A 26093-nucleotide genomic window follows, 5' to 3' on the forward strand; every position below is an offset into this window, starting at 1 on the left:
CCCGCTGATCAAAATAAAGCAACCAATAGAGCGCATATGCGGCTATTGTTCTTGGTGTGCCTCGGCCACTGGGAGAGTTGGAAGACGCGGTGATGACGCGGGTATGGCAGTGGAACCGCCCGGTCACCGTGAGGGAAGTGCTCGACGACCTTCGGCGCGAACGGCCGATCGCCTACACCACGGTCATGACCGTAATGGACAACCTGCGGGAGAAGGGCTGGCTGCGGCGCGAGCGAGAAGGCCGCGCCTATCGATATGAAGCCGTCTCCACCCGGGCCGCCTACTCCGCGGCGCTGATGAACGAAGCGTGGGCGGCGAGTGACAACCCCGCGGCGGCACTTGTGGCCTTCTTCGGGATGATGTCGCCGGAACAGACGGAAGCCCTGCGGGACGCCTTGCGCGTCGCGCATCCCGACGCCCCCGCCGAGAGCCGCGGGTCTTCGGAGCGATAGCGTCCGGGCATGCCAGAAGCCGTAAGCCCCGTAAGCGAGGTCACCGTCCGCAGGGCGAGAACCGGTGATGTGCGCGCCGTGCGCCGTCTCATCGACGCCTACGCACGCGACCGCATCCTGCTCGACAAAGCGACGGTGACGCTTTACGAGGACATCCAGGAGTTCTGGGTCGCCGAGCGCGATCACGACGGCGAGGTCGTCGCCTGCGGAGCCCTCCACGTGATGTGGGAGGACCTCGCCGAGGTCCGCACGCTCGCGGTCGACCCCGCGCTCAGGGGCACGGGAGTGGGGCACCTGGTGCTGGAGAAGCTGCTGCAGACCGCGCGCTGGCTGGGCGTCCGGCGCATTTTCTGCCTCACCTTCGAAGTGGACTTCTTCGCCCGGCACGGCTTCACCGAGATCGGTGAGACCCCGGTGGACGGGGATGTCTACAGCGAGCTGCTGCGTTCCTATGACGAGGGCGTGGCCGAGTTCCTGGGGCTCGAACGAGTGAAACCCAACACCCTGGGTAACACGCGGATGCTGCTGCACCTATGAGGCGTCCGCGCCGTGAGGCCTATGTCCGAAAGATCCCTCCAATCCTGCCGGGTCCGCTCGGCAATGTTCCCGGAGGGTTTGTGTTTTCCCGGGAAAAGCGGTTTGCTTTCGTCGTCAGCATCAGTAATCGGTTTTCGGTGACTGACCACACACGACGAATGGGAGTAACCGGTGGCGCAGAAGGTTCAGGTCCTTCTTGTCGACGACATCGACGGCGGCGAGGCGGACGAGACCGTGACGTTCGCTCTCGACGGCAAGACCTACGAGATCGACCTCACCACCGCCAATGCGGACAAGCTCCGCGGCCTGCTCGAGCCGTACGTCAGTAACGGTCGTCGTACCGGTGGCCGTTCGGCCCGCGGAAAGGCCCGTCCGTCCGCAGGCGGTGCCGGCGGCGCGAGCCAGGACACCGCGAAGATCCGCGCCTGGGCGAAGGAGAACGGATACGAGGTCAACGACCGGGGCCGTGTCCCCGCCAACATTCGCGAGGCCTACGAGAAGGCGAACGGCTGAGTCGCGCGGGCGAGCCGCGCGCGGTGGCATTCCGTCGCCGCCGCGCTCACCAGACCGACGAGATCCACTCCGCATCCCCAACCGGGAGGCCGCAACCACACCGCGGCCTCCCGAGGGGCGTACGCGGCGAGGGCGGCCAGGTCCAGCTCGATCCCGCCCCACTCCAGCCAGTCCAGCAGCCCGGGCAGCTCCTCCGCGCTGCCCGGCGGGACCAGGAAGCGCATCCTCTCCGCCACCGGGTCCCAGGCGACCGCGCCCGTGCGGAGCCCCCGCCGCCGCAGCAGCGCCCGCCCGGCGGCCGCCGGCACCTCCAGCGCGTCCGGCGCGTCCCGTGCGTCCGGGGGGAGCGGAGAGGGGCAGGGGCGCCCGGCGACCGGGGGACCCGGAGGGTCCGAGGGGCGTGCGGTGCACGGGCGGCGGCACCGCGGCCGGGGCAGGAGCTCCGGAGACGTCGCGTACGTCACATACCTCATGTACGGAGCAACTGTCCGCCCGCGCGCCGGTTACGCTCCGTCGCGCACCACTACTCCGAGTGCTCCGCGAGCGGGTGGAGCGCGTGCGGCGCGTCACGCAAGAGTGTTCGCCAGTAGCGGATGCACCCACCCCGCCCGGCATGGACCGCGGGTGTCCCGGGGTAAGAAGTCGGTGAAGAAATCCCACGTGGAACGGGGGTGCGGCACCGGCGATGGAGCGGTGGACGGACGTGGCGGCCCAGAGGCGTTCGCCGTCGGCGTAGTGGAAGCGGGCGGATATGTCTGGCCCGCGGGAACATCGTCTCGCACCATCGGGTTGGAACTGTTGTCGGCTGTTCGGGACGAGGGCGAGAGGTAACGGGCTCTCCTCCCCGCCAGCGCGGGAGCGATCCGGACGGGTGTCGGCAGTTGGAATGAGCGGTCCCCGCTTGCGGGACTAAGCTGCGGAAGGACAGGGAGGGGACCGACCCCTTACTGCCTGACCGCTCTGAGGAGCGATTAACGATGTTCGAGAGGTTCACCGACCGCGCGCGGCGGGTTGTCGTCCTGGCTCAGGAAGAAGCCCGGATGCTCAACCACAACTACATCGGCACCGAGCACATCCTCCTGGGACTGATCCACGAGGGTGAGGGTGTCGCCGCTAAGGCCCTGGAGAGCCTCGGGATTTCGCTCGAGGCGGTCCGCCAGCAGGTGGAGGAGATCATCGGCCAGGGCCAGCAGGCCCCGTCCGGGCACATCCCCTTCACCCCCCGTGCCAAGAAGGTCCTGGAGCTGTCGCTCCGCGAGGCCCTTCAGCTCGGCCACAACTACATCGGCACCGAGCACATCCTGCTGGGCCTGATCCGCGAGGGCGAGGGCGTCGCCGCCCAGGTCCTCGTGAAGCTCGGCGCCGACCTCAACCGGGTGCGGCAGCAGGTCATCCAGCTGCTCTCCGGCTACTCCGGGGGCAAGGAGGCGGCCACCGCCGGCGGCCCCGCCGAGGGCACCCCCTCGACCTCCCTGGTGCTGGACCAGTTCGGCCGCAACCTCACCCAGGCGGCCCGCGAGTCCAAGCTCGACCCGGTCATCGGGCGCGAGAAGGAGATCGAGCGGGTCATGCAGGTGCTGTCCCGCCGCACCAAGAACAACCCGGTCCTCATCGGCGAGCCCGGCGTCGGCAAGACGGCGGTCGTCGAGGGCCTGGCCCAGGCCATCGTCAAGGGCGAGGTGCCCGAGACGCTCAAGGACAAGCACCTGTACACGCTGGACCTGGGCGCCCTGGTCGCCGGGTCCCGCTACCGCGGTGACTTCGAGGAGCGCCTGAAGAAGGTGCTCAAGGAGATCCGCACCCGCGGCGACATCATCCTGTTCATCGACGAGCTCCACACCCTGGTGGGTGCGGGCGCCGCCGAGGGCGCGATCGATGCCGCCAGCATCCTCAAGCCGATGCTGGCCCGCGGCGAGCTCCAGACCATCGGCGCGACGACGCTGGACGAGTACCGCAAGCACCTGGAGAAGGACGCGGCCCTGGAGCGCCGCTTCCAGCCCATCCAGGTCGCCGAGCCGTCGCTGCCGCACACCATCGAGATCCTCAAGGGTCTGCGCGACCGCTACGAGGCCCACCACCGCGTGTCCATCACGGACGCCGCCCTGGTGGCCGCCGCGACGCTCGCCGACCGCTACATCTCGGACCGCTTCCTGCCGGACAAGGCGATCGACCTGATCGACGAGGCCGGTTCCCGGATGCGCATCCGCCGCATGACCGCACCGCCGGACCTGCGCGAGTTCGACGAGAAGATCGCGAACGTGCGCCGGGAGAAGGAGTCCGCGATCGACTCGCAGGACTTCGAGAAGGCGGCCTCCCTCCGCGACACCGAGAAGCAGCTCCTGGCTGCCAAGGCCAAGCGGGAGAAGGAGTGGAAGGCCGGCGACATGGACGTCGTCGCCGAGGTGGACGAGGAGCTGATCGCCGAGGTCCTGGCCACGGCCACGGGCATCCCGGTGTTCAAGCTCACCGAGGAGGAGTCCTCGCGCCTGCTCCGCATGGAGGACGAGCTGCACAAGCGCGTCATCGGGCAGGAGGACGCCATCAAGGCGCTGTCCCAGGCCATCCGCCGTACGCGGGCCGGTCTGAAGGACCCCAAGCGTCCCGGTGGCTCGTTCATCTTCGCCGGCCCGTCCGGCGTCGGTAAGACCGAGCTGTCCAAGACGCTGGCGGAGTTCCTCTTCGGGGACGAGGACGCCCTGATCTCCCTCGACATGTCGGAGTTCAGCGAGAAGCACACCGTCTCGCGGCTCTTCGGCTCGCCCCCCGGCTACGTGGGGTACGAGGAGGGCGGCCAGCTCACGGAGAAGGTGCGCCGCAAGCCGTTCTCGGTCGTCCTGTTCGACGAGGTCGAGAAGGCCCACCCGGACATCTTCAACTCGCTGCTGCAGATCCTGGAGGACGGTCGCCTGACCGACTCCCAGGGCCGGGTCGTGGACTTCAAGAACACCGTCATCATCATGACGACCAACCTCGGCACCCGGGACATCTCCAAGGGCTTCAACCTGGGCTTCGCCGCCCAGGGCGACGTCAAGACCGGCTACGAGCGGATGAAGGCGAAGGTCAACGAGGAGCTCAAGCAGCACTTCCGGCCCGAGTTCCTCAACCGCGTCGACGACACGGTGGTCTTCCACCAGCTCACCGAGGACGACATCATCCGGATCGTCGACCTGATGGTGGCCAAGGTGGACGAGCGGCTCAAGGACCGCGACATGGGCATCGAGCTCAGCGGCGAGGCCAAGAAGCTGCTCGCCAAGAAGGGCTACGACCCCGTCCTGGGCGCCCGGCCGCTGCGCCGGACGATCCAGCGGGAGATCGAGGACGTGCTGTCGGAGAAGATCCTCTTCGGCGAGCTGCGCCCCGGTCACATCGTGGTCGTCGACACCGAGGGCGAGGGTGAGGCGAAGAAGTTCACCTTCCGCGGCGAGGAGAAGTCGGCCCTGCCGGACGCTCCTCCGGTGGAGTCGGCGGCGGGCGGCGGCCCGAACCTCTCCAAGGACGTGTGACGCGCCCCCGCCGGCAGGCGGGAGCGACGCGCAGCCCCATGACGCGGCCCGGGACCGTTCCGACGGTCCCGGGCCGCGGCCGTGCGCGCGGGCGGCGGCGGCCCGGAGGGGCCGGGGACGGGGTGGCGGAGAGGGGCCGGACCGGGTGGTGGACGGGCGGCTCCGCGGGGCGCGATTCTGGAGGAGCGGGCCGGGGGGCGCGCTGCCTACGGTGAAACCACACGTCCACACCCGTGGGAGGACACCATGATCAAGGGTCTGGCCGCCGCCACCGTCTGGTCCACCGACCAGGAGCGGGACCTGAGGTTCTTCACCGAGAAGCTCGGCTTCGAGGTGCGCGGCGACGTCACCACGGGCGGGGCGCGCTGGATCACCGTCGGGGTCAAGGGCCGGCCGGGGACCGAGCTGAGGCTGGTGCGGACGGACGGCCCCGGGATCGATCCCGAGTCGGCCGAGGTGCTGACCAGGCTGGTCGGCAAGGGGGTCCTGGGGGTGGGCGTGCTGTGGACGGACGACTGCCGCGCCGCGTACGAGGAGCTGCGGGCCCGCGGCGTGGAGTTCCTCCAGGAGCCGCAGGAGCGGCCGTACGGCACCGAGGCGGTCTTCCGGGACGAGTCCGGCAACCGGTACTCGCTGACCGAGCGCCGCGGGAGCGGGCCGGCCCCGAGCAGGGAGTGGTCGGAGGTCTGCGACTGATCCCGCCCGCCGGGGGCGCCCGCTAGGAGGAGGAGCCCGGCGGGGACTCCGGGAGCCACAGGACGGCCACCGCCCCGGCCGGCTCGGCGTTGCGGAGGGTGAGGCGGGCGCCGAGCACCCGCGCCTGGCCCACCGCGATCGTCAGGCCCAGCCCGTGCCCGCGGCCCGCCCGGTCCGTGCTGCCGGTGCGGAAGCGGCTGGGGCCCTCGGCCAGCAGGGCCGGGGGGAAGCCGGGACCGTGGTCGCGCACCCGCAGCCTGCGGCCGTCGACGACGACCTCGACGGGAGCCCGGCCGTGGCGGGCGGCGTTGGCGAGGAGGTTGCCGAGTATCCGCTCCAGACGGCGCGGATCGGTGGTCACCACGGCGTCCCGCACCAGGTCCAGCCGCGCTCCGGGGGCCAGGGCGCGCACCCGGCGCGCCACGAAGTCGCCCAGCGCCACCTCCTGCAGCTCGGCGCGCTCGGCGGCGCCGTCCAGCCGGGCGACCTCCAGCACGTCCTCGACCAGGGTGCGCAGCGCCTGGGCCCGGTCGCGGACCAGTTCGGTGGGGCGGCCGGGCGGTAGCAGCTCCGCGGCGGTGACCAGGCCGGTCACCGGGGTGCGCAGCTCGTGCGCGATGTCGGCGGTGACGCGGCGCTCGGCCTCCAGCCGCCGCTGGAGGGCGTCGGCCATCCGGTCGACGGCGCGGGCCAGCTCGTCGGTCTCGTCGCGCACCCGGCCGCCGATCGCGTCCCGTACCCGCACCCGGGTCTCGCCCTCGGCGACCCGGCCCGCCGCCGCGGCCGCCTGGCGCAGCCGGCGGGAGAGCTGCCCCCCGATCAGCACGCCCAGCACGGTGCCGCCCAGCACCACCGCCGCCGAACCGAACACCAGCACCCGGTCGAGGTCGGCGAGGACGGCGTAGCGGTCGGTGAAGCGGGTGTGCAGGGAGAGCACCCGGCCGTCGGGCAGCGGCGCCGCCGCCCACACGTCCAGCGCCCGCCCGGGCTCCTCCACCACGTACGTGGCGCGCTCGCCCCGGGCGGCGGCCTCCCGCAGCGGCGCCGGCAGGGCGGGGTCGTCGATCTCGGCGCCGAAGGGGAGGCGGCCCATGGACTCGTAGATCCGCTGGGCGGACACCACCCGCTCGTCCTGCACGTCCCGGCTGCTGTCGAGCATCGAGGCGCGGGCGGCGTTGTGGACCACCAGGCTGAGCGCCAGCGCCACCAGCGCGCCGACGGCGGCGATGGCGGCGCTGAGCTTCCAGCGCAGTCCGGTGGGCCGGGTGCGCGGCAGCCACCGCCGGCACCACCGCCGTACGCGCCCGAGCGCGCGCCGGCACGCCCGCGGCGGCGGCGATCCGCCCGGCGCGCGCGGGCCCGGGCGCCGGATCCGCGGCCCCATCCGGCGGTCAGCCCCTGAGCTTGTAGCCGAAGCCGCGGACCGTCTCGATCCGCCGCTGGCCGATCTTGCCGCGCAGCCGCTGCACATGGACGTCCACGACCCGGGTGTCGCCGCCCCAGTCGTAGTCCCACACCCGTTCCAGCAGCCGGTCGCGGCTGAGCACCGTGCCCGGCGCGGCGGAGAACTCCAGCAGCAGCCGCATCTCCGTCGGGGTCAGCGGCACCGGCTCGCCGGCGCGCCGCACCTCCATCCCGTCGGTGTCGACCTCCAGGTCGCCGAAGCGCAGCGTCCCCGCGTCACCGCCCTCCCCCCGGCCATCCCCCCGGCCCCGGCCGTCCCGCCCGCCCGCCGGGGCCCGGGCGTGGTCGAAGCGGCGCAGCACCGCGCGGATGCGGGCGACCAGCACCGCGCCGTCGAACGGCTTGGTCACGTAGTCGTCGGCCCCGGCCTCCAGGCCCAGCACCACGTCGATGGAGTCGGCCCGCGCCGACACCATGATCACCGGGACCAGCGAGTCGTCGCGGATGCGGCGGCACAGGCTCACCCCGTCCAGGCCCGGCACCATCACGTCCAGCAGCGCGATGTCCGGCTGCCGGGAGCGGAACGCCGCCAGGCCGTCCAGCCCGTCCGCGACGGCGGTCACCGTGAAGCCGTCGCGCTCCAGCGCGAGCTGGGTGGCCTCCCGGATGACGTCGTCGTCCTCCACGAAGAGCACGTGCGTGCCGCCCGCCATCAGTCCGTCCCCTCCCTCGTCGGCTCCGGCGCGGGACGATCCGTCCCCTCCGCGGGGCCCGGCTCCCGGAGCTCGCGCTCCACCGCCGTGAACCGGTCGCCCCGCCACTCATAGGTGACCACGTCCTGCCCCGAGGGACAGCACACGGGGTCGCCGTCCGCGTAGACCTGCTGGGTCACCCGCAGCCGGTCGCGGTCCGCCTCGGCGCGCACCGGCGGCTCCTCGGCGGCGAAGACGCCGACGTACTGCCCGTTGGTGCTCTGCCGGTAGACGTAGGCGCCCACCCCCATGCCCTCGGTGCAGTCCGAGACGTTGACCAGGACGTCGAACGCGTGGCCGCCAGTCAGCCGGCCGTACGACACCTCCACCGGCCACACCTCGGCCGAGCACGGCCGCAGGGCCTTCTTGACGCTCCCCCCGACCTTGGGGTCCTCGCGCAGCAGGCCCAGGACGTCCAGCTCGCCCTCGGCGTCCGGCGGGTAGACGGGCCGGGCCTCGGTGGGCAGCGCCGAGGGGACGGGCGTGCGCGGCGCGGGTCCGGTGGCGGCGGCGCGCCCGCGGTCCTCCCCCAGGCCGGGGGAGGGGGACGGCGGGCTCGCGGGGAGAGGGCTCGCGGACAGGGGGCCGGGGACGCCGCCGGCCTCGGGGGCGGCCGTGCCGGACGCCTCGATCCGTACGCCGCCGCTGTCGCACCCGGCCAGCGCGGCCGTCAGCAGCGCGACGGCGGTGGCCGCGGCCACCGCCGTCCGCGCGCCGGGCGTCACCGTCGGCACCGTTCCCCCTCCTTCTCCGGGCCCCCGCCCCCGGCGGCGCCCGGGCGGGCCCCGCTGTTCTCGCTGTTCCTGCCGTCCCCGCCGTCCCCGCCGTCCTCGCAGCCCCCGCTGTCCCTGCCGTCCTCGCCGTCCTCGCGGCGGGCGCGGTCCTCCAGCTCCTCGCGCAGCCGGGCCAGCGCCCGGTGCAGGGTGCTCTTGACCGTACCGGCCGACATGCCCAGCGCCGCGGCCGTCTCCTCCGTGCTCAGCTGCTCCCAGTGGCGCAGGACGACCACACCGCGCTGCCTGGGGGCCAGCACCCCCAGTATGTCGATGAGCAGGGCGCGGTCGGCGTGCCGCTCGGTGCCGTCGTCCACGCCGACCACGTCCGGCGGCAGGTCGGTGGGGATCTCCTCCAGCCGCCGGGCGCGCCACCACTGGGTGCGGGTGTTGAGCATCACCCGGCGCAGATAGGCGTCCGCCAGCGACTTGTCGGCTATGCCGTCCCAGTGGCCGTACGTGCGGGCCAGGGCGGTCTGCAGCAGGTCCTGGGCGTCCGCCGGGTCGGAGACCAGGCGGCGGGCGCTGCGCAGCAGGGCGTCCTGCCGCGTCCGGACGTACTCCTCGAAGTCCAGCTCAGGTGCCTGCGGCGCCGCTGCCGTGGTCATGCCCGCCTCCCGCGTTCCCCGTGGTTCCCCGTCGTGGCCGTTCGGGCGGGACGCTACGGAGGCGGTGTTGCGGCCCGCCCCGCCGCGGGGGCACGGGGACCGCACGGCTGTCCCGCGGTTGTGTAACGACCGGAGGCGGCGTTCCGGAACGGTGACGGGCGGCGGATGACGGGCGGCGGGGGACCGTTGGGTGACCGGCGAGTGATCGGTGGTGGGGCTGACGGTCGGCGGTGCGGCGGTGCCGGGCGGGGTGCGGCGGTGACGGCCGCCGCACCCGCCTCACATGCCCGGGCTCCGGCCCTGGGGCAGCCGGTACGCGCCGCCCTCCAGCGGCTCGACCAGCCCGTCCGCGACCAGCCCGTCCAGCGCGCGGGCCCGCTGCACCGGCTCGTCCCACACCGCGTCCAGGGCGGACTGCGGCACCGGCTCCACCGCCTCGCGCAGCACGGCCAGCAGCCTGCCGCGCACCTGGCGGTCGGTGCCCGCGTAGCTCTGGCCGCGGCGCGGCGGACCGTCGTGCGCGGGTGAGCCGGCCCGGCGCCAGGCGCACAGGTCCATGACGGGGCAGTTCTCGCAGTCCGGCTTGCGGGCCGTGCACACCAGGGCGCCCAGCTCCATGGTGGCCGCCGCCCAGCGTGCCGCCGTCGCGTCCTCCTCGGGCAGGACGGCCCGGGCGAGCCTGCGCTCGGCGGCGGTGGTGGCGGTCGGCGGGAACTCGCGGCCGCCGAACGCGCGGGCGAAGACCCGCCGGACGTTGGTGTCCAGCACGGCGTGCCGCTGCCCGTAGGCGAAGGAGGCCACGGCGGCCGCCGTGTACTCGCCCACGCCGGGCAGGGCGAGGAGCTGGGCGTGCTCCTTGGGCACGTCGCCGCCGTGCCGTTCCGTTATGGCGGCGGCGGCGCCGTGCAGCCGCAGGGCGCGGCGCGGGTAGCCCAGGCGGCCCCAGGCGCGTACCGCCTCACCGGGCGGTTCGGCGGCCAGGTCGGCGGGGCGCGGCCAGCGGGCGAGCCACTGCTCGTACACGGGCAGCACCCGGCTGACGGGCGTCTGCTGGAGCATGAACTCGCTGACCATCACTCCCCAGGCGCCCGCCTCGGGGCGGCGCCAGGGAAGGTCGCGGGCGTGCTGGTCGAACCAGTCGATGACCGGTCCGTGGAGGTCGGCGGGGGCGGGGGACTCGGCGGTACGGAGGCCGGTCGCGGTCAGACCGGTGGCGCTGTGCTCGGATGTGGTCGCAGTCATGGCCTTCCGATCCTGACACGGCGGGGCGCGGCAGCGAAGCGGCCCGCGCCGATGGGCGGCCAGCACCACCCGTCCCGCTCGCGGTACCTCCTTCTGCGCGCCCCCGCGCCCCCGCGCCCTCTTCCGGGGCGCCTCTCCGCGCGGCGCCGCCTACGAGGCCGGCCCGGTGCGGCCGAGCCGCGCACGTGCCCGGCCCGCCAGCACGGCCGCCGGTCCCGCGGCCGACCGCGTCACCAGCAGCACCACGGCCGCGCCCAGCAGCGCGCCCGCCGCCACGTCGTGCGGATAGTGCACCCCGACGAACACCCGGGAGAACGCCGTCAGCGCCGCCAGCGGCAGCACCAGCCAGGCCGCCGCCCGCCAGACCAGCGCGACGGCCACCGCCGCGGCGACGGCGACGGTGGCGTGGTTGCTGGGGAAGGACCAGTCGCCCGGCTCCGGGCAGGGCGCGATCGGCGCCGTGGCACCCGGCACGGCCCGGCACGGCCGCTCCTCCCGCACGACCAGCTTGACGGCCTCGCTGACGCCGTACGCCACCACCACCGCCGATCCGCCCAGCAGGGCCCGCGCCAGGATCCGCGGCTCGGCGCGCCGGACCCGCCAGCACGCCGCCGCCAGCAGCGCGACGAGGACCAGCAGCCCGCCCTCGGTGCCGTACTCGGCCAGGGCGCGCGTCCAGCCGGGGGTGTCGTGCGCGAAGTCGGTGACGCCCCGGTAGAGGTCGCCGGGGAGAGCGTCCCGGGAGCCGTCCCGGAGCCCGTCGCGGGCATCGTCTCGAAGATCACTGCTCATGCGTGAACGGTACGGAAAGGAACCGCTCGGTCACGTACGGCGACGGCCGGGTGCCGCCCCTTCCGGCCGCCGGGCCCCACCGGGCCGTTCATCATAAAAGTTGGCCTCTTGTGCGGCGGGTAAGGCCGTGTGGGGCACTTGATGTCTCGTAAGGTTTGCGCGTGGGATCTCTGCGCAATCCGGTCGGGCCCCTTCCTTCCTCCATCTACTGGCGGCGAAGGGCGGTCTTGCTTGCGCTCCTGGTGTGCCTGGCGCTGCTCGCCGTGTGGGCCGTCAGGTCCGGGGGCTCCGACGGCGGCGGGAGCGACCAGGGCGGGAAACGGGACGGCGGCGAGGTGCCGGGCACCATCACCCCCGGACCGTCCTCCTCCGACTCCCTGATCAGCGAACGTCCCGGCGGACGCGAGGAGGCGAGCGGCGGCACCGGTGGCTCGGGCGGTTCGGGTGGCTCGGGCGGTTCCGGAGGCGGCCCGGAGGGCTCCGGTGACGGTTCGGGCGACGGTTCCGGCGACGGTTCCGGGGGCGGTTCCGGGGACGGGGACACCGACGGCGAGGGCGCCGGCGGTGCGAAGGGTTCCGGATCGGGCGCCGGCGGTGCATCGGGAGGCGGCGTCTCGGGCGGCGCCGAGGCCGTGCCGGCCGGTTCCGGCCTCCCCGACTGCCGCCCCGGATCGGTCGAGGTGACGCTGCGCAGCGAGGAGAACCGGTACGCGCCCGGTGAGGAGCCCGTCTTCCGGCTGACCGTGCGGAACGAGGGCGGCGGCGCCTGCAAGGTCGACTTCGGCAGCGGCGCCACGGCCTTCACCATCATCGAGACCCAGGACGGCGACGAGAAGGTCTGGAAGTCCGAGCACTGCCCGAAGGGCGCCCGCTCGGCCCTCTACAAGGTCCCGGCGGGCGGTACGGCCGTCCGCACCCTGGAGTGGGACCGCCGGCACAGCACCCCCGGGTGCGGTACGCCCGGCGCCGAGGCGAAGGCCGGCACCTATCTGGTCGAGGCCGAACTGGAGGGGCTGGAGAAGGTGCGCACCTCGTTCGTCCTCACCAAGGACTGAGCCCGGGCCCGGCCGCGGGCCGGGCCCGCGGCCGGCAGGGGATCGGGCCCGCCGTCCCGCCGGCCGCACCGGAGCCGGCCGCGGGGGCCGGACGCGTCAGACGTACCGCTCCAGGATCGACGACTCCGCCAGCCGCGACAGGCCCTCGCGGACCGACCTGGCCCGCGCCTCGCCCACGCCGTCGACGGTCTGCAGGTCGTCCACGCTCGCGGCCAGCAGCTTCTGCAGCCCGCCGAAGTGCTCGACCAGCCGCTCGATCACGGTGTTCGGCAGCCGCGGCACCTTCGCCAGCAGGCGGTAACCGCGCGGCGAGACCGCCGAGTCCAGCGTCTCCGGCGAGCCGCTGTACCCCAGCGCCCGTGCCACCGTGGGCAGTTCGAGCAGCTCGGTGTGGGACAGCCGGTCCAGTTCGGCCAGCGCCTCGGTGACGGTGCGGGACCGCTTGGCGGTCGGCTCCGGCACGTAGTCGCGGGCGACCAGCTCGCGCTCGGGCTCCACCCCCGCGATCAGCTCGTCGAGTTGGAGGGAGAGCAGCCGTCCGTCCGTGCCCAGCTCCACCACGTACTCGGCGATCTCCGTCGCGATCCGCCGCACCATCTCCAGGCGCTGCGAGACCGCGGAGACGTCCCGGACGGTCACCAGGTCCTCGATCTCCAGCGCGGAGAGCGTGCCCGCCACCTCGTCCAGGCGCAGCTTGTACCGTTCCAGCGTCGCCAGCGCCTGGTTGGCCCGGGACAGGATCGCCGCCGAGTCCTCCAGCACGCGCCGCTGGCCGTCCACGTACAGGGCGATCAGCCGCATCGACTGGCTCACCGACACCACCGGGAAGCCGGTCTGGATCGACACCCGCTGCGCGGTGCGGTGCCGGGTGCCCGTCTCCTCCGTCGGGATCGAGGCGTCCGGCACGAGCTGCACGCCCGCCCGCACGATCTTGGTGATGTCCCTGTCGAGGATCAGCGCGCCGTCCAGCTTGCACAGCTCGCGCAGCCGCGTCGCGCTGAACTCCACGTCCAGCACGAACCCCCCGGAGCACAGCGCCTCGACGCTCTTGTCCATGCCCAGGACGATCAGCCCGCCGGTGTTCCCCCGCAGGACGCGCTCCAGGCCGTCGCGCAGCGCCGTACCAGGCGCGACCGCGCTCAGTGAGGCGCGCAACAGGCCGTCGGCGCCGGTTGCTGCCCGGTCGTTGGCTGCCACGGCACTCCTTCGGGTCATGCGTACGTACGGGCGAGACCAGGGCAAAGTCTACCGGCGGCGCTAGCCCTCGTGTGGCGCGCTCCGGTCGGACCCGTCGCGATCGGACCCGTCGGGGCGGCCGGAGCGTGCCGGCCGGGCGGGCAGCACCCGCAGCGCCTCCCCTATGTCCGCGACCTCCAGCACCCGCATGCCCGCGGGCACCCTGCCCGGATCGGTGGGGACCAGGGCGTGGGTGAAGCCCAGGCGCGCCGCCTCCGCGAGCCTGCGCTGCACGCCCGTCACCCGCCTGACCTCGCCCGCCAGGCCCACCTCCCCGATGGCCACCAGGTTCTTGGGCAGCGGGGTGTCGCTGGCGGCGCTGGCCAGCGCGAGCGCCATGGCCAGGTCGGCGGCGGGCTCCGACAGCCGCACCCCGCCGACCGTGGCGGTGTAGACGTCCCGCTTGCCCAGGGCGTTGATCCGGCCCCGCTGCTCCAGCACGGCCAGCATCATCGACACGCGCGAGGTCTCCAGCCCGGACGTCGTACGCCGGGGGGAGGGGATCTGGGAGTCCACCGTCAGCGACTGCACCTCGGCCACCAGCGGGCGGCGGCCCTCCAGGGTGACGGTCAGACAGGTGCCCGGCACGGGCTCGTCCCGGCGGGTGAGGAACAGGCCCGAGGGATCGGCCAGGCCGGTGATGCCCTCGTCGTGCAGCTCGAAGCAGCCGACCTCGTCGGTGGCGCCGTAGCGGTTCTTCACACCGCGCACCAGCCGCAGCCGGGCGTGCCGGTCGCCCTCGAACTGGAGCACCACGTCCACCAGGTGCTCCAGCAGGCGCGGCCCGGCGATGGCGCCGTCCTTGGTGACGTGGCCCACCAGCAGCGTGGACATCCCGCGCTCCTTGGAGGCCCGGATCAGCGCGCCGGCCACCTCCCGCACCTGGGCCATGCCGCCGGGCGCGCCGTCGATCTCGGGCGAGGCGACCGTCTGCACCGAGTCCAGGACCAGCAGCGCGGGCTTCACCTCGTCCAGATGGCCCAGGACGGCCGACAGGTCCGTCTCGGCGGCCAGGTACAGGTGGTCGCTTATCGCCCCGATCCGGTCCGCCCGCAGCCGCACCTGCCCGGCCGACTCCTCGCCGGTGACGTAGAGCGTGCGCCGGTCGGCGTCGGCCGCCTTGGCCGCGACGTCCAGCAGGAGCGTCGACTTGCCCACGCCCGGCTCGCCCGCCAGCAGCACCACCGCGCCGGGCACCAGCCCGCCGCCCAGCACCCGGTCCAGCTCGGGCACCCCCGTGCTGCGCGCGGTGGCCACCTGCCCGTTCACCTGGCCGATGGGCAGCGCGGGGGACGAGACCCGGCCGGGCGCGGTGGTGCGGACGGCCGGGGTGCCGCCGGTCTCCTCGACGGTGCCCCAGGCGTGGCACTCCGGGCAGCGGCCGAGCCACTTGGCGGTGGTGTAGCCGCACTCGGTGCAGCGGTAGGCGGGACGGTCCTTGGCGGACGACTTGCGGGCAGCCATGCGCTCACGGTAGCCGGAGCCTCTGACAGCCGTGTCCCGCCGGGACGCGGCGGGGGCACGACGGGGGTACGGCGGGGGCACGACCGGGAACACGGCGGGGGAGCCGCCGGGGCGGATCCGTTCCGTGCGCCCTCACACACCCTCCGCACACCCGCCACTGAGCGTTTGTGCGTTTTACCGCAGATCGTCACCCGTAAGGGTTAAACCCGCGCAAGCATCACCAGTGATGCCCGGCCTTCCGCCTACGGTCGGCTGGGTGATGAGCACTCGGCGCGAGCACCCCACGCACACCACCGGCGTACACCGGGCGCACCGTGGCACGCACCGCGCCGCGGCGCGGCCGCCGGTGCACGTCGACCCGTACCGGGACCACCTGGACGGGCTGTTCACGTACTGCCTGTCCGTCATGTGCGAGCACGAGGCGGCCGTCTCCGTCCTCGGCGAGGCCCTGGCCGTCGCCGAGCGGCAGCGCCGCCGCGGACGCACCCCCGCCGACACGGCGCTGCACCGGCCCTGGCTGTACGCGCTGGCCCGCTGGTCCTGCCTGCGGCGCCTGGCCGAGCGGCGGGGCGCCCGCCCCGAGCCCCCGGAGGTCCCCGGCGCCCTGGCCGCCGCGCGCCGCCGCGAGCTGGCCGCGCTGGCCTGGCCCGAGGCCGCGGGCACCGGCCCCGAGCAGCGCGAGGCACTGGAGCTGGCCGTCCGCCACCACCTGCCGGTCCACGAGGTCGCCGCCGTGCTCGGCACGGACCACGACGGCACCGAGCTGCTGCTGTCCAGCGCCGCCTGCGAGGTGGAGCGCACCCGCACCGCGCTCGCCGTCGTCGACCGGGGCGGCTGCCCGGCCGTCGCCCGGCTCGCCGGCGACCGGGAGGTGCTGCTGGGCAGCGCGCTCCGCCGCGAGCTGGTGCGGCACGTGGACGAGTGCCCCGAGTGCCGCCGCACCGCCGAGCGGGTCCTGGCGGGCGGCCCGTGGCCGGGCACGGCCCCCGCGGACGTCGGCGCGCTCACCGTGCTGCCCGCCCCGCGCGCGGACGTGCACGCCGCGATGCTCGCCGCGCAGCGCGCGCGGGCCCAGCACACCCCGCGCTTCGACCGGCGCGGCTTCCCCGTCGCCACCCGGGACCGCGCCGAGCGCTTCGACCGGCTGCGCAGCCGCGCGGTGACCACCACGGTCGTCGCCACCGTCGTCGCCGCGCCGGTGCTGGCGCTGTGGGCGGCGTACCGCGGCGCGCCGCTGGCGGACGGCGGACCCGGCGGCGCCCCCGTCTCGGCGTCCGAGTACGGGGAGCGGAGCGGGCCCTACGGCGACGAGGGCCGGGCCGGGAGCACCGACACCTCCCGCGACGGGCCCGGCGTGCGCGTCGACGTGGGCGGCGCGGACGCCTCGGCCGGGCGGGGCGCCCCGCCCTCCGGCACGGGCCGCGCGCGGGGCGCGGACGCGAGCGGACCGCCGCGCGGGGACGCCCGTACGGGGCCGGGCCGCCTGACGGTCGAGGCCCGGCCGTACGGGGACGTCACCCTCGTCACCCTCGCCGCCTCCGGCGGCGCCCCGGTCGACTGGACGGCCTCGGTGGACGCCCCCTGGCTGCGGCTGGACCGCGCCCACGGGACGCTGCGGCCCGGCGAGTCGGCCACGGTCACCGTCGCCGTGGACCGGACGCGGGAGCCGGCGGGCGCGTGGACCGCGCGGATCACCGTCACCCCGGCGAAGGCGGTGATCACGCTCCACGGGCACGGCGGCGCCCCGGCGCCGTCCGAGCCGCGGCCGTCCGAGCCCCCCGCGCCCGTCGAGCCGCGGCCGTCCGAGCCGCCCGCCCCCGAGCCGTCCCCCGAGCCGTCGAGCACGCCGCCGCAGGAGCCCGAGCCGTCCCCGTCCGGGCAGCCGGACTAGTCGGTGCGGCCGGGCCGGTCGGTGCGGCCGGGCACCGTGTGCGCCGGCTCCGCGTGTCCCGGCTCCGCGGAACCGGCCGGGGGCGCGGAACCGGCCGCGGCGGCGGGCCCGTCCGCCGGGTGCGGGGCCAGCAGCGGCAGCCCCGCCGCCAGCCGCTCCTCGCACAGCTCGGCCAGCCGCGCGTACCCGGCCGGGCCCATCAGCTCCGTCAGCTCCGGCCGGTACGAGACGTACACCGGCTCGCCCGCCCCGTGCGCCGACGGCGCGCCCGTGCACCACCAGTGCAGGTCGTGGCCGCCCGGCCCCCAGCCGCGGCGGTCGTACTCGCCGATCGACACGTACAGCCGCTGCTCGCCGTCCGGCAGCTCCACCCACTCGAACGTCCGCCGGATCGGCAGCTGCCAGCACACGTCCGGCTTGGTCTCCAGCGGCTCGCGGCCCTCCTCCAGCGCCATCGTGTGCAGCGCGCACCCCATGCCGCCGGGGAAGCCGGGGCGGTTGAGGAAGATGCACGCGCCCTGGTGCAGCCGCGTCTGCCGCTCGCCGTCCTCGTTCACCTCGGCCCAGCCGCGCCCGGAGGTGCCCTCCGCGTGGAACTGCCAGTTCTCGGGCGTGAGCCGCGCCGCGTGCGCCGCCACGCGCTTCTCGTCGTCCTCGTCGGAGAAATGCGCGCCCAGCGTGCAGCAGCCGTCGCTGGCGCGCCCCTCGCGGATGCCCTGGCACCCCTGGCCGAAGACGCACCCCCAGCGGGAGGTCAGCCAGGTCAGGTCGCAGCGGAACACCTGCTCGTCGTCCGCCGGGTCCGGGAACTCCACCCACGCCCGGGCGTGGTCGAGCCCGACCTCCTCACCCGCGGCCCGCCGCTGCGCCCCGCCCGTGTTCCGGCCTTTGTCCGGCTTCACCGTCTTCGTCTTCGCCACGTCCCCAGGGTATGCACCGCGGACCCGGCTCCAGGTCACCGCCCGGCCGCAGTAGCGTGGCTCCCCATGAGACTCGGTGTCCTCGACGTGGGTTCCAACACCGTTCACCTCCTGGTGGTGGACGCGCATCGCGGTGCCCGCCCCCTGCCCGCCTACTCCCACAAGGCGGAGCTGCGCCTGGCCGAACTCCTCGACGACGAGGGGGCCATAAGCCCCACGGGCGTCGAGAGGCTCGCCGCCACCGTCCAGGAGGCGCTGGTCGTCGCCGAGGACAAGGGCGTGGAGGACCTGCTGCCGTTCGCCACCTCCGCCGTACGGGACGCCGCCAACGCCGACCACGTGCTGGAGCGGGTGGCGGCCGTCACGGGCGTGGAGCTGAAGGTGCTCTCCGGCGAGGACGAGGCGCGGCTGACCTTCCTGGCCGCCCGCCGCTGGTTCGGCTGGTCGGCCGGACGGCTGCTGGTCCTGGACATCGGCGGCGGCTCGCTGGAGATCGCGTACGGCATCGACGAGCAGCCCGACGCCGCCGCCTCGCTGCCGCTGGGCGCGGGCCGCCTCACCAACTCCTGGCTGCCCGGCGATCCGCCCGACCCCGCCGACGTCCGCGCGCTGCGCCGCCACGTGCGGCACGGGATCGCCCGGGTCGTCGGCGACTTCAGCCGGCTGAGCGCCCCCGACCACGTGGTCGCCACCTCCAAGACCTTCAAGCAGCTCGCCAGGCTGGCCGGCGCCCCCCGCTCCGCCGACGGCCCCTACGCGCAGCGCGAGCTGGCCCGCGCGTCGCTGGAGGAGTGGGTGCCCAAACTCGCCGCCATGCCCACCGCCGAGCGCGCCGCCCTCCCGGGCGTCTCCGAGGGCCGGGCCCGGCAGCTGCTGGCGGGCGCGCTGGTCGCGGAGGGCGCCATGGACCTCTTCGGCGTGGACCGGCTGGAGATCTGCCCCTGGGCGCTGCGCGAGGGCGTCATCCTGCGCCGGCTGGACGCCCTCTCCGGCAACGGGGCGCCGTGACCTTCCCCACACCCCGCCCCGCACGCCGCCCCACGGCCCCCGTACTGCCGTCCCGCGCGCCGTAGGCTGTTCTGCGTGGTCGATCCAGAGCTGTCCCTCCCGGCGCCGAAGGTCGCCCTCTCCACGGCCTCCGTCTACCCGGAGACCACGGCGACGGCCTTCGAGATCGCCGCGCGCCTCGGCTACGACGGGGTGGAGGTCATGGTGTGGACCGACCCGGTCAGCCAGGACATCGAGGCCCTGCGCAGGCTCTCCGACTTCCACGGCGTCCCCGTCCTGGCCGTCCACGCCCCCTGCCTGCTGATCACCCAGCGCGTGTGGTCCAAGGACCCCTGGACCAAGCTCCAGCGCTCCCGCGAGGCCGCCGAGAAGCTGGGCGCGAGCACGGTCGTGGTGCATCCGCCGTTCCGCTGGCAGCGCGCCTACGCCCGGGAGTTCGTCCGCGGCGTGTGGCGGATGGCGGACGAGACCGACGTCCGCTTCGCCGTCGAGAACATGTACCCCTGGCGCTACCGCGACCGCGAGATGCTCGCGTACGCCCCCGCCTGGGACCCGACCGAGGACGACTACCGCCACTTCACCCTCGACCTCTCCCACACCGCCACCGCCCGCAACGACACCCTGGCGATGGTGGACCGCATGGGCGACCGCCTGGCGCACGTCCACATCGCCGACGGCAACGGCTCCGGCAAGGACGAGCACCTCGTCCCCGGGCGCGGCGGCCAGCCCTGCGCCGAGGTGCTGGCGCGCCTGGCGGCGAGCGGTTTCGACGGGCACGTGGTGGTCGAGGTCAACACCCGCCGCGCGATGTCGTCGGCCGAGCGCGAGGCCGACCTCGCCGAGGCCCTGGCCTTCACCCGCCTCCACCTGGTCCCCGCGCACCGGACGGCCGGGCCGTGAGCGGACGGGAGGCCGGCGCCCGGTCCGCGGGGAGCGGGGCGCGCCCGGCGCGCCGCCGCGGCCGCCCCACGTCGGCCGACCGCGCCGCGGCCGGGGAGGCGGCGCGCGACCGCATCCTGGCCTCGGCCCGCGCGGAGTTCGCCGAGCGCGGCTACGACAAGGCGTCCATCCGCTCCATCGCCCGCGGCGCCGAGGTGGACCCGGCACTGGTCCACCACTACTTCGGCACCAAGGAGCAGGTCTTCGGGGCCGCCGTCGAGGTCTCCTTCGCCCCCGTCGGCGAGGGCCTGGACAACCTGGCCCCGCGCGGCCCCGGGGACCTCGGCGACCTCGGCCGGCAGCTCGTCCGCTTCTTCCTGGGCGTCTGGGAGGACCCGGCCACCCGCGCGCCCCTGCTGGCCGTCGTCCGCTCGGCACTCAACAACGAGACCGCCGCCCGGATCCTCCGCGGCATGGTGACGCGGCAGCTCATGGCCCGGGTGGCCCAGGGCCTGGACGCCCCGGACCGGGAGCTGCGGGTGGAGCTGGCCGCCGCGCAGCTGGTGGGCACGGCGATCCTGCGGTACGTCGTCGGTGTCGAGCCGCTGGCCTCCGCGGACCCCGAGGAGCTGGCCGCCCGCCTCGCGCCGGTCGTCCAGCACCATCTGACCGGCCCGGCCGGAGCCCCCGAAGCTCCTGAAGCCCCCGGAGCCCCCGGACCGGCCGGCGGTCACCCGCGCGGGGTGTGATCCCACCACCCCCCATGTCTTACGATCCGGACTTTTCGTCCAGATCTTGAGCGGGAGGCGTACGCTCGACAGCCATGGCCCGAAGACCGTGCCCACGGTCATTCCACGGTTCACGAAGGAGTGGAGCACCATGCCCCAGCTGAGGTCCCGCACCGTCACCCACGGCCGCAACATGGCGGGTGCCCGCGCCCTCCTGCGGGCCGCCGGCGTAGCGCGCGAGGACTTCGGCAAGCCGATCGTCGCGGTGGCCAACAGCTTCACCGAGTTCGTGCCCGGGCACACCCACCTCCAGCCGGTCGGCCGGATCGTCAGCGAGGCGATCAAGGAGGCGGGCGGCGTCCCCCGCGAGTTCAACTCCATCGCCGTGGACGACGGCATCGCCATGGGCCACGGCGGCATGCTCTACTCCCTGCCCTCCCGCGACCTGATCGCGGACTCCGTGGAGTACATGGTCGAGGCCCACTGCGCCGACGCCCTGATCTGCATCTCCAACTGCGACAAGATCACGCCGGGCATGCTGATGGCCGCGATGCGCCTGAACATCCCGACCGTCTTCGTCTCCGGCGGCCCGATGGAGTCCGGCCGCGCCACCCTCGTCGACGGCACGGTCCGCAAGCTCGACCTGATCAGCGCGATCGCCGACTCGGCCAACGACGCCGTCTCCGACGAGGACATGGCCCTCATCGAGGAGAACGCCTGCCCCACCTGCGGCTCCTGCTCGGGCATGTTCACCGCCAACTCGATGAACTGCCTCACCGAGGCCATCGGCCTCTCCCTCCCCGGCAACGGCTCGGTCCTGGCCACCCACACCGCCCGCCGGGCGCTGTACGAGGCCGCCGGCCGCACCGTCGTGGAGATCACCAAGCGCCACTACGAGCAGGACGACGCCACCGTCCTGCCGCGCGCCGTCGGCTCCCGGGCCGCCTTCGAGAACGCCATGGCCCTCGACATCGCCATGGGCGGCTCCACCAACACGATCCTGCACCTGCTCGCCGCCGCGCAGGAGGCCGAGCTGGACTTCACGCTGCCCGACATCGACGCCATCTCGCGCCGTGTGCCGTGCCTGTCCAAGGTCGCGCCCAACGGCTCGTACTACATGGAGGACGTCCACCGGGCCGGCGGCATCCCCGCCATCCTGGGCGAGCTGTACCGCGCGGGCCTGCTCAACGAGGACGTCCACACCGTCCACTCCGACTCCCTGGCCGAGTGGCTCAAGACCTGGGACATCCGCGGCGGCTCCCCGTCCCCCGAGGCCGTCGAGCTGTTCCACGCCGCTCCCGGCTGCGTCCGCTCCGCCAGCGCCTTCTCGCAGTCCGAGCGCTGGGAGTCCCTGGACACCGACGCCGCCGGGGGCTGCATCCGCGACGTGGCGCACGCCTACTCCAGGGACGGCGGCCTGGCCGTCCTCCACGGCAACGTCGCCGTCGACGGCTGCGTGGTGAAGACCGCGGGCGTCGACGAGTCCGTCCTGACCTTCACCGGTCCGGCCGTGGTCTGCGAGTCGCAGGAGGAGGCCGTCGAGAAGATCCTCGGCAAGCGGGTCAAGGAGGGCGACGTCGTCGTCATCCGCTACGAGGGCCCCAAGGGCGGTCCGGGCATGCAGGAGATGCTCTACCCGACCTCGTTCCTCAAGGGCCGCGGCCTGGGCGCCAAGTGCGCGCTGATCACCGACGGCCGCTTCTCCGGCGGCACCTCGGGCCTGTCCATCGGCCACGTCTCCCCGGAGGCGGCCGCGGGCGGCACCATCGCCCTGGTCGAGGACGGCGACCTGATCAGCATCGACATCCCCGGCCGCACCATCGAGCTGAAGGTGGACGAGGCCACCCTCGCCGCCCGCCGCGAGGCGCTCGGCGGCCGGTACGCCCCGGTGGCGCGCGAACGCAAGGTCTCCACCGCGCTGCGCGCGTACGCGGCCATGGCCACCAGCGCCGACAAGGGCGCGGTGCGGGACGTCACCAAGCTCGGCTGACCCTCTCCGGGTCCTCCGGGCCCCCGGCGGAACGCCTCCGGGGACCCGCATACCCGCATAATCGACACCATGAGCGAGAAGCGGGAGCGCCCCGAGCCCGAGCCGATCCGGTTCTACGGCACCACCTGGGTGGACCACTCCGGTGGCTACCGCCTGCGCCGGGCCGGGCTCGGGCTCGGGGCGCTGCTGCTCGCCGCCGGCGGCGCGTACGTGCTGCGGCTGGTGTACGAGGGGAGCACCTTCGGGGACGGCGGCGTGGTCGGCGTCCTGCTCGTGGTCGTCCTGGGCCTGTCCAGCTCCATGGCCTTCAGCCGCACCTTCACCGACTACACCCGCGATCCGGACGACGTCCGCTCCGACGACGCGGCGATGCGCCCGATCAAGATCGTCGGCTTCCTCGGCGTCCTGCTCGCCTACGCCGCCCGCAGCCTGGTCGAGGCGCCCGGCGAGAAGCGGCTGCGCGCCGGGTACGACCGTGCCGTGGCGCGGTACGAGCGCCGCGACGCCGCCCGCGCCGCCCGCCGCGGCAACCCCGCCGCCCGGCGCGGTTCCGGCCGCCCCGGGCGCAAGCGCTGACGGTGGTGAACCGGGGCGTGTGAGAGCACCGCGCGCCCCTCCTGCGACAGGCGCCCCCGGTAGCACCCCCGACAGCGCTCTCGACGCCCCGGCACTCCCGGCCACACCCCCGTCCGCCCTCGTCCGCCCCCGTCCGCCCCCGGACGGGGGCTTTCGCATGCCCGGCCCGCTCCGCGCTTGACGGCCCCGGCGGCCCGGGAGCATTATTCAACACATGATGAATTCCACTGCGGCACCGGCCATCCGAGCCGACGGCCTCACCGTCGTCCGCGGTGGCCGCACCGTCATCGACGACCTCTCCTTCGAGGTCCCCCGCTCCACCGTCACCGGCCTGCTGGGCCCCAGCGGCTGCGGCAAGTCCACGCTGATGCGCGCCGTCGTCGGCACCCAGGCGAAGGTCACCGGCACCCTCGACGTGCTCGGCCGCCCGGCCGGGGCCGCGCCGCTGCGCTCCCGCGTCGGATACGTCACCCAGACCGCCTCCGTCTACACCGACCTGACCGCCCGGCAGAACCTGGAGTACTTCGCCGCCGTCCTGGGCCTGCCCCGCGCCGACCACCGCGACCGGGTCGAACGCGCCCTGGCCGACGTCGACCTCACCTCCCACGCCGACGTCCTCGCCGGGAACCTCTCCGGCGGGCAGCTCTCCCGGGTCTCCCTGGCCGTCGCCCTGCTCGGCTCCCCCGAACTGCTCGTCCTCGACGAGCCCACCGTCGGCCTCGACCCCGTCCTCCGCCGCGACCTGTGGGACCTCTTCCACCGCCTCGCCCGCGAGCGCGGCACCACCCTGCTCGTCTCGTCCCACGTCATGGACGAGGCCGACCGCTGCGAGCGCCTGCTGCTGATGCGCGCCGGCCGCCTCCTCGCCGACGACACCCCCGGCGCCCTGCGCGCCCGCACCCGCGCCGGAACCGTCGAGGACGCCTTCCTGCACCTGGTCGGGACCGCCCGGGAGGAGGAGGCCCGATGAACGCCCTGCGCACCCTGGCCACCGCCCGCCGCGTACTGCGCCAGCTCGGCCACGACCCCCGCACGATCGCGCTGCTGCTGCTCGTCCCCGTGCTGCTGATCGTCCTGCTCCACTACGTCTACGTCGACGACCCCGGACTCTTCGACCGCATCGGCGCCTCGCTGCTCGGCGTCTTCCCGATGATCACGATGTTCCTGGTCACCTCCATCGCCACCCTGCGCGAACGCACCTCGGGCACGCTGGAGCGCCTGCTGTCCATGCCGCTGGGCAGGACGGACCTGGTCCTGGGCTACGCCCTGGCCTTCGGACTGCTGGCCGTCGCCCAGGCCGCCCTGGCCACCGGCGTGACGATCTGGTTCCTGGACCTGGACTTCGCGGGCTCGCCCTGGCTGCTGCTGCTCATCGCCCTGCTCGACGCCCTGCTCGGCACGGCGCTGGGCCTGTTCGTCTCCGCCTTCGCCGCCACCGAGTTCCAGGCCGTCCAGTTCATGCCCGCCCTGATCCTCCCGCAGCTCCTGCTCTGCGGCCTGCTCGCCCCGCGCGACACCATGCAGCCCGTCCTGGAGGCCGTCTCGAACGTCCTGCCCCTGTCGTACGCGGTGGACGGCATGAACGAGGTCCTGCGCAGTCCCGACGTCACCGGCGACCTCGTCCGCGACATCGTGGTCGTCGCTGGCAGCGCCCTCCTCGTCCTGCTCCTCGGCGCGGCCACCCTCCGCCGCCGCACGCCCTGACCCCCGCGGTGGCCGTCCGCGTGCGGAGGCCGCCGGGCGCGGACGGCCACCGCGCGCGGATCGTCCACGTGGAAGGCGGTGCGGAAGGCGCCCGAGCCGCCCCGCCTCCGCCCCGGACGCCGTCCGCCCCGGCGAACCCGCCGAACGTCAACCCGAACCCGGTCGTCCGCCTGTACCCGGAGGCGGAGGTGCGACCGCCAGATGGACGGTTCGGCGGCCCCGCCGCTCCGAGTGCGAGGATGGCGGCGCAGCACCGCACGCACTGGACCCGGACAAGGTGAGCCGTCCCATGACCCAGAAGATCGCCGTCCTCGGAGCCGGCAAGATCGGCGAGGCCCTGCTGTCGGGCATGATCCGCGCCGGCTGGTCGCCGTCCGACCTCCTGGTCACCACCCGCCGCCCGGAACGCGCCCGGGAACTGCGCACCCGCCACGGCGTCACCGCGGTCACGAACGCCGAGGCCGCCAAGACCGCCGACACCCTCATCCTGGCGGTCAAGCCGCAGGACATGGCGGCCCTCCTCGACGAGCTGGCGCCCCACGTCCCCGCCGACCGCCTGGTCGTCAGCGCCGCGGCCGGCATCCCGACGACCTTCATCGAGGCGCGCCTCGCCGAGAACGCCCCGGTCGTCCGGGTCATGCCCAACACCCCGGTGCTGGTGGACGAGGGCATGTCCGTCATCTCCGCCGGCACGCACGCCACCGAGGCCCACCTCGTCCGCACCGAGGAGATCTTCCAGCCGGTCGGCAAGACGCTGCGCGTCCCGGAGTCCCAGCAGGACGCCGCCACGGCGCTCTCCGGCTCGGGCCCGGCGTACTTCTACTACCTGGTGGAAGCCATGACCGACGCGGGCATCCTGCTCGGCCTCCCCCGGGACAAGGCGCACGACCTGATCGTCCAGGCCGCCATCGGCGCCTCGGTGATGCTCCGGGACAGCGGCGAGCACCCGGTCAAGCTCCGCGAGGCGGTCACCTCCCCGGCGGGCACCACGATCAGCGCCATCCGCGAGCTGGAGAGGCACGGCGTCCGCGCCGCACTGATCGCGGCCCTGGAGGCGGCCCGCGACCGCAGCCGCGAGCTGGCCTCCGGCGGCAACGGCTAGGGCTGTTTGATGCACGGCTTCCCGTCGTGTAATGTTCTCCGAGCTGTCACGGGATCACTTCGATGTCGGGCAGCCCTTCTGTCGCCTCCGGCGACGACCACTCACTCAGTGTGAATCCCTTCCGGGGATGAATTCCGGCGTGCCGTAATTCCGATCCGGGTGGCTCGATTAGGAGCCGGGAGGGAAATCCGCTACGGTGGTGGAAGCGCCGGAAACGGCGCGGAGGAAAAGGGCAGGACCCCGCCGGCCGGGGATCGGATACCGAAAA

The 26093-nt window shown here is 74.2% G+C and carries 24 protein-coding genes and 1 pseudogene; 15 read left to right on the top strand and 10 right to left on the bottom strand.

The genetic code is table 11. The features are described from left to right. Positions 1–56 precede the first annotated feature (56 nt). The 3 genes from QC029_RS19430 to QC029_RS19440 all read left to right on the top strand — a co-directional run bounded on the left by QC029_RS19430 (position 57) and on the right by QC029_RS19440 (position 1502). A complete protein-coding gene (locus QC029_RS19430) occupies positions 57–452 on the top strand; it encodes a BlaI/MecI/CopY family transcriptional regulator (RefSeq protein ID WP_279556987.1) in 396 nt (131 codons plus the stop codon). A gap of 9 nt (positions 453–461) precedes the next feature. Beyond that, a complete protein-coding gene (locus tag QC029_RS19435) occupies positions 462–989 on the top strand; it encodes an amino-acid N-acetyltransferase (protein ID WP_279556988.1) in 528 nt (175 codons plus the stop codon). A gap of 171 nt (positions 990–1160) precedes the next feature. Further along, positions 1161–1502, top strand: a complete 342-nt coding sequence (locus QC029_RS19440) for an Lsr2 family protein (protein ID WP_279556989.1) — start codon at positions 1161–1163, stop codon at positions 1500–1502. Here QC029_RS19440 and QC029_RS19445 read toward each other — a convergent pair. Further along, positions 1481–1822 (bottom strand): annotated as a pseudogene (locus tag QC029_RS19445) (hypothetical protein); the annotation flags it as partial. The gene QC029_RS19440 and the pseudogene QC029_RS19445 overlap by 22 nt on opposite strands. 657 nt (positions 1823–2479) lie before the next feature. Between QC029_RS19445 and QC029_RS19450 the strand changes: the two are divergent. Further along, positions 2480–5005, top strand: a complete 2526-nt coding sequence (locus QC029_RS19450) for an ATP-dependent Clp protease ATP-binding subunit (RefSeq protein ID WP_279556990.1) — start codon at positions 2480–2482, stop codon at positions 5003–5005. A 246-nt stretch (positions 5006–5251) separates the two neighbouring features. Further along, entirely contained in the window at positions 5252–5701 is a 450-nt protein-coding gene (locus tag QC029_RS19455; protein WP_279556991.1) for a VOC family protein, read from the top strand. Positions 5702–5723: 22 nt separating this feature from the next. Here the strand turns inward: QC029_RS19455 and cseC are convergent, their stop codons facing one another. From cseC to QC029_RS19485, 6 genes are all read right to left on the bottom strand, one after another. Beyond that, the gene (cseC, locus tag QC029_RS19460; RefSeq protein ID WP_279556992.1) at positions 5724–7172 is read right to left on the bottom strand and encodes a two-component system sensor histidine kinase CseC; all 1449 of its coding nucleotides are present in this window, start codon (positions 7170–7172) and stop codon (positions 5724–5726) included. Next, on the bottom strand, positions 7093–7818 hold the full coding sequence (gene cseB, locus QC029_RS19465) for a two-component system response regulator CseB (protein ID WP_279556993.1): 726 nt from the start codon (positions 7816–7818) through the stop codon (positions 7093–7095). Before cseB ends, cseC begins: the two co-directional genes overlap by 80 nt. After that, a complete protein-coding gene (locus QC029_RS19470; protein ID WP_279556994.1) occupies positions 7818–8591 on the bottom strand; it encodes an LppP/LprE family lipoprotein in 774 nt (257 codons plus the stop codon). The genes cseB and QC029_RS19470 overlap by 1 nt, the downstream gene beginning before the upstream one ends. Then, a complete protein-coding gene (locus QC029_RS19475; RefSeq protein WP_279556995.1) occupies positions 8579–9238 on the bottom strand; it encodes a SigE family RNA polymerase sigma factor in 660 nt (219 codons plus the stop codon). Before QC029_RS19475 ends, QC029_RS19470 begins: the two co-directional genes overlap by 13 nt. Positions 9239–9517: 279 nt before the next feature. Then, positions 9518–10480: an A/G-specific adenine glycosylase gene (locus QC029_RS19480; protein ID WP_279556996.1), complete on the bottom strand. Its 963-nt coding sequence runs from the start codon at positions 10478–10480 to the stop codon at positions 9518–9520. Positions 10481–10630: 150 nt separating this feature from the next. Beyond that, positions 10631–11272 (bottom strand): phosphatase PAP2 family protein, encoded by a 642-nt coding sequence (locus QC029_RS19485; protein WP_279556997.1) that lies wholly within the window; start codon positions 11270–11272, stop codon positions 10631–10633. A 227-nt stretch (positions 11273–11499) separates the two neighbouring features. Here QC029_RS19485 and QC029_RS19490 point away from each other — a divergent pair, with 227 nt between their 5' ends. Beyond that, positions 11500–12327 carry a hypothetical protein gene (locus QC029_RS19490; protein ID WP_336621603.1) on the top strand — a complete coding sequence of 276 codons (828 nt, stop codon included), beginning with the start codon at positions 11500–11502 and terminating at the stop codon, positions 12325–12327. 96 nt (positions 12328–12423) lie between these two features. On the opposite strand, the gene disA is transcribed toward QC029_RS19490, so the two are convergent. Further along, a complete protein-coding gene (gene disA / locus QC029_RS19495) occupies positions 12424–13482 on the bottom strand; it encodes a DNA integrity scanning diadenylate cyclase DisA (RefSeq protein ID WP_279557009.1) in 1059 nt (352 codons plus the stop codon). Between the two features lie 102 nt (positions 13483–13584). After that, positions 13585–15027 carry a DNA repair protein RadA gene (radA, locus tag QC029_RS19500; protein WP_279556999.1) on the bottom strand — a complete coding sequence of 481 codons (1443 nt, stop codon included), beginning with the start codon at positions 15025–15027 and terminating at the stop codon, positions 13585–13587. A 259-nt stretch (positions 15028–15286) separates the two neighbouring features. On the opposite strand from radA, the gene QC029_RS19505 reads away from it, so the two are divergent. Further along, entirely contained in the window at positions 15287–16918 is a 1632-nt protein-coding gene (locus QC029_RS19505) for a sigma-70 family RNA polymerase sigma factor (RefSeq protein ID WP_279557010.1), read from the top strand. Here QC029_RS19505 and QC029_RS19510 read toward each other — a convergent pair. Continuing rightward, entirely contained in the window at positions 16915–17820 is a 906-nt protein-coding gene (locus tag QC029_RS19510) for a hypothetical protein (protein ID WP_279557011.1), read from the bottom strand. The two genes, QC029_RS19505 and QC029_RS19510, sit on opposite strands and share 4 nt — an antisense overlap. 84 nt (positions 17821–17904) lie before the next feature. On the opposite strand from QC029_RS19510, the gene QC029_RS19515 reads away from it, so the two are divergent. From QC029_RS19515 to proC, 8 genes are all read left to right on the top strand, one after another. Further along, a complete protein-coding gene (locus tag QC029_RS19515; protein WP_279557000.1) occupies positions 17905–18846 on the top strand; it encodes a Ppx/GppA phosphatase family protein in 942 nt (313 codons plus the stop codon). A gap of 75 nt (positions 18847–18921) precedes the next feature. Further along, positions 18922–19746, top strand: coding sequence for a sugar phosphate isomerase/epimerase (locus tag QC029_RS19520; protein WP_279557001.1), 825 nt, complete (start codon positions 18922–18924; stop codon positions 19744–19746). Then, positions 19743–20474 carry a TetR family transcriptional regulator gene (locus tag QC029_RS19525; protein WP_279557002.1) on the top strand — a complete coding sequence of 244 codons (732 nt, stop codon included), beginning with the start codon at positions 19743–19745 and terminating at the stop codon, positions 20472–20474. Before QC029_RS19520 ends, QC029_RS19525 begins: the two co-directional genes overlap by 4 nt. A 130-nt stretch (positions 20475–20604) precedes the next feature. Continuing rightward, on the top strand, positions 20605–22443 hold the full coding sequence (gene ilvD / locus QC029_RS19530; RefSeq protein WP_279557003.1) for a dihydroxy-acid dehydratase: 1839 nt from the start codon (positions 20605–20607) through the stop codon (positions 22441–22443). A 69-nt stretch (positions 22444–22512) separates the two neighbouring features. Then, positions 22513–23019, top strand: coding sequence for a hypothetical protein (locus tag QC029_RS19535; RefSeq protein WP_279557004.1), 507 nt, complete (start codon positions 22513–22515; stop codon positions 23017–23019). A gap of 214 nt (positions 23020–23233) precedes the next feature. After that, positions 23234–23989 (top strand): ABC transporter ATP-binding protein, encoded by a 756-nt coding sequence (locus QC029_RS19540; RefSeq protein WP_279557005.1) that lies wholly within the window; start codon positions 23234–23236, stop codon positions 23987–23989. Next, entirely contained in the window at positions 23986–24723 is a 738-nt protein-coding gene (locus tag QC029_RS19545) for an ABC transporter permease (RefSeq protein ID WP_279557006.1), read from the top strand. The genes QC029_RS19540 and QC029_RS19545 overlap by 4 nt, the downstream gene beginning before the upstream one ends. Positions 24724–25012: 289 nt before the next feature. Next, positions 25013–25825, top strand: a complete 813-nt coding sequence (gene proC, locus QC029_RS19550; protein ID WP_279557007.1) for a pyrroline-5-carboxylate reductase — start codon at positions 25013–25015, stop codon at positions 25823–25825. Positions 25826–26093: the final 268 nt, after the last annotated feature.

Origin of the sequence: Streptomyces sp. DH37 (genome assembly GCF_029813835.1) — a bacterium.
Classification (GTDB): domain Bacteria; phylum Actinomycetota; class Actinomycetes; order Streptomycetales; family Streptomycetaceae; genus Streptomyces.

What these genes read in the sequence shown, in the direction of transcription:
- cseC (WP_279556992.1), bottom strand. Translation starts at nt 7,172, where the DNA reads ATGTGCAGCGGCTGCGCGGCAAGATCGGCCAGCGGCGGATCGAGACGG.
- QC029_RS19485 (WP_279556997.1), bottom strand. Translation starts at nt 11,272, where the DNA reads ATGAGCAGTGATCTTCGAGACGATGCCCGCGACGGGCTCCGGGACGGC.
- QC029_RS19540 (WP_279557005.1), top strand. Translation starts at nt 23,234, where the DNA reads ATGATGAATTCCACTGCGGCACCGGCCATCCGAGCCGACGGCCTCACC.
- QC029_RS19475 (WP_279556995.1), bottom strand. Translation starts at nt 9,238, where the DNA reads ATGACCACGGCAGCGGCGCCGCAGGCACCTGAGCTGGACTTCGAGGAG.
- QC029_RS19505 (WP_279557010.1), top strand. Translation starts at nt 15,287, where the DNA reads ATGAGCACTCGGCGCGAGCACCCCACGCACACCACCGGCGTACACCGG.
- QC029_RS19480 (WP_279556996.1), bottom strand. Translation starts at nt 10,480, where the DNA reads ATGACTGCGACCACATCCGAGCACAGCGCCACCGGTCTGACCGCGACC.
- QC029_RS19515 (WP_279557000.1), top strand. Translation starts at nt 17,905, where the DNA reads ATGAGACTCGGTGTCCTCGACGTGGGTTCCAACACCGTTCACCTCCTG.
- QC029_RS19545 (WP_279557006.1), top strand. Translation starts at nt 23,986, where the DNA reads ATGAACGCCCTGCGCACCCTGGCCACCGCCCGCCGCGTACTGCGCCAG.
- QC029_RS19455 (WP_279556991.1), top strand. Translation starts at nt 5,252, where the DNA reads ATGATCAAGGGTCTGGCCGCCGCCACCGTCTGGTCCACCGACCAGGAG.
- QC029_RS19535 (WP_279557004.1), top strand. Translation starts at nt 22,513, where the DNA reads ATGAGCGAGAAGCGGGAGCGCCCCGAGCCCGAGCCGATCCGGTTCTAC.
- QC029_RS19435 (WP_279556988.1), top strand. Translation starts at nt 462, where the DNA reads ATGCCAGAAGCCGTAAGCCCCGTAAGCGAGGTCACCGTCCGCAGGGCG.
- cseB (WP_279556993.1), bottom strand. Translation starts at nt 7,818, where the DNA reads ATGGCGGGCGGCACGCACGTGCTCTTCGTGGAGGACGACGACGTCATC.
- proC (WP_279557007.1), top strand. Translation starts at nt 25,013, where the DNA reads ATGACCCAGAAGATCGCCGTCCTCGGAGCCGGCAAGATCGGCGAGGCC.
- ilvD (WP_279557003.1), top strand. Translation starts at nt 20,605, where the DNA reads ATGCCCCAGCTGAGGTCCCGCACCGTCACCCACGGCCGCAACATGGCG.
- QC029_RS19450 (WP_279556990.1), top strand. Translation starts at nt 2,480, where the DNA reads ATGTTCGAGAGGTTCACCGACCGCGCGCGGCGGGTTGTCGTCCTGGCT.
- radA (WP_279556999.1), bottom strand. Translation starts at nt 15,027, where the DNA reads ATGGCTGCCCGCAAGTCGTCCGCCAAGGACCGTCCCGCCTACCGCTGC.